Annotated in this window: 2 protein-coding genes; one reads left to right on the forward strand and one right to left on the reverse strand. The window is 35.6% G+C overall.

Annotation, left to right across the window (positions count from 1 at the left end; translation table 11 throughout):
* Positions 1-537: 537 nt before the first annotated feature.
* Positions 538-744: a hypothetical protein gene (locus Q4566_RS16850; RefSeq protein WP_303423718.1), complete on the reverse strand. Its 207-nt coding sequence runs from the start codon at positions 742-744 to the stop codon at positions 538-540.
* Between the two features lie 270 nt (positions 745-1014).
* Here Q4566_RS16850 and Q4566_RS16855 point away from each other — a divergent pair.
* On the forward strand, positions 1015-5936 hold a 4922-nt coding region (locus Q4566_RS16855), incomplete at its 3' end, for an HYR domain-containing protein (RefSeq protein ID WP_303423721.1).

A 5936-nucleotide genomic window follows, 5' to 3' on the forward strand; every position in this document is an offset into this window, starting at 1 on the left:
GTTCTAATCTAACTGATAGTCATGGTATTGTCTTGAGTTTTCGTTTAGGTGATGGTTTTAGCAGGCCTGATTAAGGCTTTTTGACTGTAATACAGAGAAGCGCAAAGTTTACCGCCGGGTTACTCCTATAAATCGAATAACTCAGATGAATGGTTTATACTCAAAACTAATAATTTTACTAAAAAATAGCATTTCCTAATATGGCGATTTACGAATTTTGGAATTCGTAATTGTTTTACTTAGTTTTTAATTGCTAGAAAGTTGAATTACAAATTAAAAACTTAGCTGTAGCTGTCTAGAAATAATTTTTCTGGGTTATTTAGTTGATAATTATAGAAATAAGTAGGAGGCTGCGGTCATCCAAACGCCCACGAGTAAACCTAGAATACCAAGTCGACCTAATTTTGGAGCTCTTTTTTTTCTTAAATGTGCTCTTTTTTCGCTTTCCATTTCAGTTGAAAAGTATTTATTAATTAGCCCAAGCCCGAGTAAAAATCCTAAAACAACTTCAATAATATTACCAATTAATAAGGTAATCTACCAAAGTGGAAATGTAGAAAATAAATCTATGTTTAAAACAGAAGATGTTACTCCCCAAACACCCCAAATACAAAATAATAATCCAATCCATCCTTGATGAGGTTCAATGTGTTCTAGAAGCTCATTAGCATTTGGTTTTTTACATAATAATAGTGATGGTATCGCAAAAATGCTTAATAAGATTAAAGCGAAGCCCCAAATCATATGAATTGACTTTTTAAAGCATTCATTATTTTTTGCTTAGGAGTTACCATTAATAATTGTTTTATAATTAAATAGGGGCGAAAAGTTAAATATACATTTTACAAAGGTGTGCGAATACAGGTAAAATTAATAGACCATTTGTAGTGATAATTACACCCCTGTTTTCAGGGGTGTATCCTGGTTGTAAATACCCCATTTCTAGTGATATTCTTTAGTTGAATCTTCGATAGTTTTGTGAGCTAGAATCAAAAAGAAAATCAAAAAATAGTTATGCGTAATAAAAGTAAAAATAGAATTGGATATAAATCAAAACCTTGTATCATATTATGTTTCTTTCTGTTTTTTAATGTTTTTATTTCTTTTTCCCAGAGCGATCCTAATGTAGCGATATCTATAACTGATGATACACAGCGTTTTAGTGTGTATGGTGAGCAAGAGGCAGACGATTTAGGCGAATCAGTAAGTAATCTGGGCGATGTGAATGGCGATGGTATCGATGATATTGTAATTGGAGCGCCCGGTATAGATAACGGAACTGTATTAGGTGTAGGAGAGGCTTATGTGGTATTTGGAGCTACAGGAATAGCTTCGTTATCTATAGATATTAATAATTTAGATGGATCAAATGGTTTCACAGTAAGTGGGTTACTTGAAGAAGATAACCTTGGGGGTTCTGTTAGTAGTGCAGGCGATATAAATAACGATGGTATAAATGATATTTTAATTGGAAGTTCAGGAAAAGCCATTATCATTTTTGGAAGCACTTCTGGGTTTTCTGCATTATACACAGCAACCGATATTGATGGCATAAATGGAATTATACTAGATGGAAGTGGTGATTTTGGTGAAGCAGTTAGTCACCTAGACGATGTAAACGGAGATGGTGTAAGTGATGTTATTATTGGAGCTCCAAGTAATATAGCTAATGCTTATGTTTTTTACGGGAGTCCTACTATAGGACATACAGATGCTGCTTCACTTGATGGTAGTAATGGGTTTAAAATTGAAGGCTTCTCTCAAAGTAGCTCTGGATATGATTTTCGAGTAAGTCATGCTGGTGATATAAATAATGATGGAGTAGAAGATATCGTTTTAGGTTTTCCTGCTTATAATGAAGGGACTATGAGTTATTCAGGAAGAGTTGTAGTTATTTTTGGCAACAGCACAGGTTTTTCATCCGTTTTTAGTGTGTCATCACTAAATGGTACAAATGGATTTGTCCTAACCGATGATGTAGAATACGGTAGGTTTGGAATGACAGTGAATAATGCAAAAGACTTTAATGGCGATGGGATTGATGATTTAGCAATTACAGCTACAGAAAGTGCTTATGTTATTTTTGGTAAAAACACAGCTTTTTCTGCTATAGTTGATATATCTGATATCGCAGCTACAGATAAATTTGTTTTTAAATCTGGATGGTATCAATATACCGATCAATTATCAGGAATTGATGGGTTGTCAGATATTAATAATGATGGCATTACAGATTTAATCGTTTCTGTACCACACTGGTATGGCTATGCAAGAAGTGGGTCGGTTTATGTTATTTATGGAAGCACAAGTTTACCCGCTACATTGGAAAGCGGGGATATTATTGGTGTTAATGGATACCATATTTTTGATGATGTAAGGTATAGCCATAAAGGTTTTGGGGCTTCTGTAAGTCATGCAGGCGATTTTAATAATGATGGTATACCTGATTTTATAGTTGGGGAAAGAATGAATAATAGTGATATTTATAATAAAATAGGAGCCACTCATGTTTTTTTTGGAAATACGTTTGATGTAATTGATAGTGAGGTACCAACAATAACTTGTCCTAGTGGAACTCAGGAATTATATGCAAATTCGGTATTGCCTAATTATCTTATTTGCTTATCTAGTGTAAGTGATAATAGTACTTATAATACAGATATGGTGTACACACAAACACCAGCCGCAGGCACACTATTTACCTCTAGCACTAATGTTGAAATAACAGTTACCGATAAATCAGGACATACAAGTTCATGTTCTTTTATGGTAAACTTAAAAACAACTACAGTAGAAATAGATTGTGCCACAACAAATTTTTCTGCAAAGAATTTAAACGGAACAAACGGTTTGGTTATTTATGGAGAAGACTCACATAGTTATACAGGGCATGATGTAAATACCGCAGGAGATGTGAACGGAGACGGCATAGATGATTTTATTGTATTAGCTAAAGGGGACACGGTTAATCATACGGGACCTTATAGTGGATACCATGCAGATATCTTTGGTGGAGTTTACATTATTTTCGGTACAAACAGTGGTTTTCCACCTAATATAGATTTAGAATATCTTAATGGATCAGATGGGTTTAAAATTAATAATGATAATTTACCTCATATTAGAACAAGTAGTGATAATAATTTCGAAAAAGCAGATACTGCTGGCGATATTAATAATGATGGTTATGATGATATCATACTGAGTAACCCTTTTAGAGATAGTGGATTTGGGCATGTATTTGTTGTTTTTGGAAAAGCTAGCGGTTTTACTCCAGATTTTGATCTAGCGACGTTAAATGGTACTAATGGGTTTACAATTGTTGGTACTGGTACTAATGGGTATGCAGGGATAGATATTGATAATTTAGGAGATGTTAACGGTGATAATATAGATGATATTATACTTACTAATGGCACTTATACAGGACACTCAGATTCTGGTAAATGTTTTGTTATTTATGGTTCAACATCCGGTTTTTCTACTTTATTTAATCTGTCTAGCTTAGACGGCACGAACGGTTTTATAATTACTACTGATGGAACAACCGCAGAAAACATAGGTCGTAGCGTTTCTGGAATAGGCGATGTAAATGGCGATGATATTAATGATATGGCTATTGGAGGTTCAAAAGATAGAAAGTTTGTTGTTTATGGTAAACCAAGTAGCGCTAGCTTTCCAAGCACATTTAATGTAGAAGATATAGATGGTACTAATGGTTTTGCTATAGAACATTCTGAATCATCTATAGGGTCAACAGTTAGTAATGCTAATGATGTGAATAACGATGGTTTAAATGATATTATTTTTGGGAATAAGTATGTTCTATTTGGTAGCAGTGCTTTTCCAGCGGTTTTCGATTTAGAAACTTTAGATGGAGCCAACGGTTTCTTTACTTCTGGAACGGGAAAAGTATTTAATGCTGCAGGCGATTTTAATAATGATGGTTATGATGATTTAATTTATGGAGATTATTCTTCTCAATACCTCATTTATGGTCGCGAAAATTGGGAAGAATCGGTTTCTACATCAACCAGTCCAGGTTGTTTATTAAAGATGACTTTATTTAATAGTAATTCTCTTGTATCTGGTTCATACGCAGGAGATGTAAATAATGATGGCATTGATGATCTTGTTTTAGGACATTATAACCCATATAGTCATTCATATAAAGTTAATGCGGATCCAGGTTTTGCTTATGCTATTTTTGGTAAAGAGACCCCAGATACAGAAGATCCTGTAATTGATTGTCCTGCTAATCAAATTTTAGCATCAGGGGAGGTACTTCCAGATTATACCGCTTTAGCTTCGGTAACAGATAATTGTGATTCATGCATAGTTATTACTCAATCTCCTGTAGAAGGAAGTGAGTACATTGTAGGTATGACGGTTACGCTTACTGCAACCGATAAAAATGGAAATTCCGTAGATTGTTCTTTTACTGTAAGCGAAGATTCAGATTCAGTAGATCCTACGGCCAGCAATCCAACGCCTATCAATGTATCCTGTTCAGGAGATGTTCCAACAGAGGATATTACAGTCGTTACCGACGAAGCTGATGATAGTGGCGAAATACCAACGGTAGCATTTGTTGGCGATGTTAGCGACGGAAATAGTAATCCAGAAGTTATTACAAGAACTTATAGTGTTACCGATGAAGCAGGAAACTCTATAAATGTAGAACAGACTATTACTGTAAACGATACAGAAAATCCAATAGCAAGTAATCCTTCGCCAATTAACGTATCATGTTCAAGCGATGTTCCATCCGCAGATATTGCAGTAGTTACTGATGCTTCCGATAATTGTACGACAACCCCAACTGTAGCTTTTGTTAGTGATGTAGAAAGTGTCTCTGGAACAATCATCAGAACCTATAGCGTTACCGATGAAGCAGGAAATTCAATAAATGTAGAACAGACTATTACTGTAAACGATACCGAAAATCCAACAGCAAGTAATCCTTCACCGATTAATGTGTCATGTGCGGGAGATATTCCTTCGGAAGACATTTCAGTAGTTACTGATGCAAGCGACAATTGTACAACAACACCAATCGTAGCTTTTGAAAGTGATCTAGAAAGTACCCCTGGAACAATCATCAGAACCTATAGCGTTACCGATGAAGCAGGAAATTCGATAAATGTAGAACAAATCATCACGGTAAACGATACAGAAAACCCTCAAATTGTTTGCCCGTTAGACATCACACAAACGGTAGATTCAGGATCACCAACCGCCGTTGTGACTTTTACTAGTCCTGTTGGTGCAGATAATTGTGCCGTGGATACCACAACTCAGATTGCAGGTTTACCATCAGGTTCAGCATTCCCAATAGGAACGACAACCGTCACTTTTGAAGTTAACGATGTTTCAGGAAATTCGACAACTTGTAGTTTTAACGTTATTGTTGAAGAAGAGGTTTCAGTGGATTGTAGTCTCACCGATACAGAAAGCCCAACAGCAAGTAATCCTTCGTCAATTAATGTGTCATGTTCAGGAGATATTCCTTCGGAAGATATTTCAGTAGTAATTGATGCGGCCGATAATTGTACAACCACACCAATCGTAGCTTTTGTAAGTGATGTTGAAAGTACACCAGGAATAATCATTAGAACCTACAATGTAAGCGATGAAGCAGGGAACTCTATAAATGTAGAACAAACCATTACGGTAAATGATACTATAAAACCTGAAATTGTTTGTCCGTCAGACATCACACAAACCGTAGATTCAGGATCATCAACCGCCGTTGTTACTTTTACCAGTCCGGTTGGTACAGATAATTGTGCCGTGGATACCACAACTCAAATAGCAGGTTTACCATCAGGTTCAGCATTCCCAATAGGAACGACAATTGTCACTTTTGAAGTTAACGATGTTTCAGGAAATTCGGCAACTTGTAGTTTTAACGTTATTGTTGAAGAAGAGGTTTC

The organism is Tamlana sp. 2_MG-2023 (assembly GCF_030548465.1).
Taxonomy (GTDB): Bacteria; Bacteroidota; Bacteroidia; order Flavobacteriales; family Flavobacteriaceae; genus Pseudotamlana.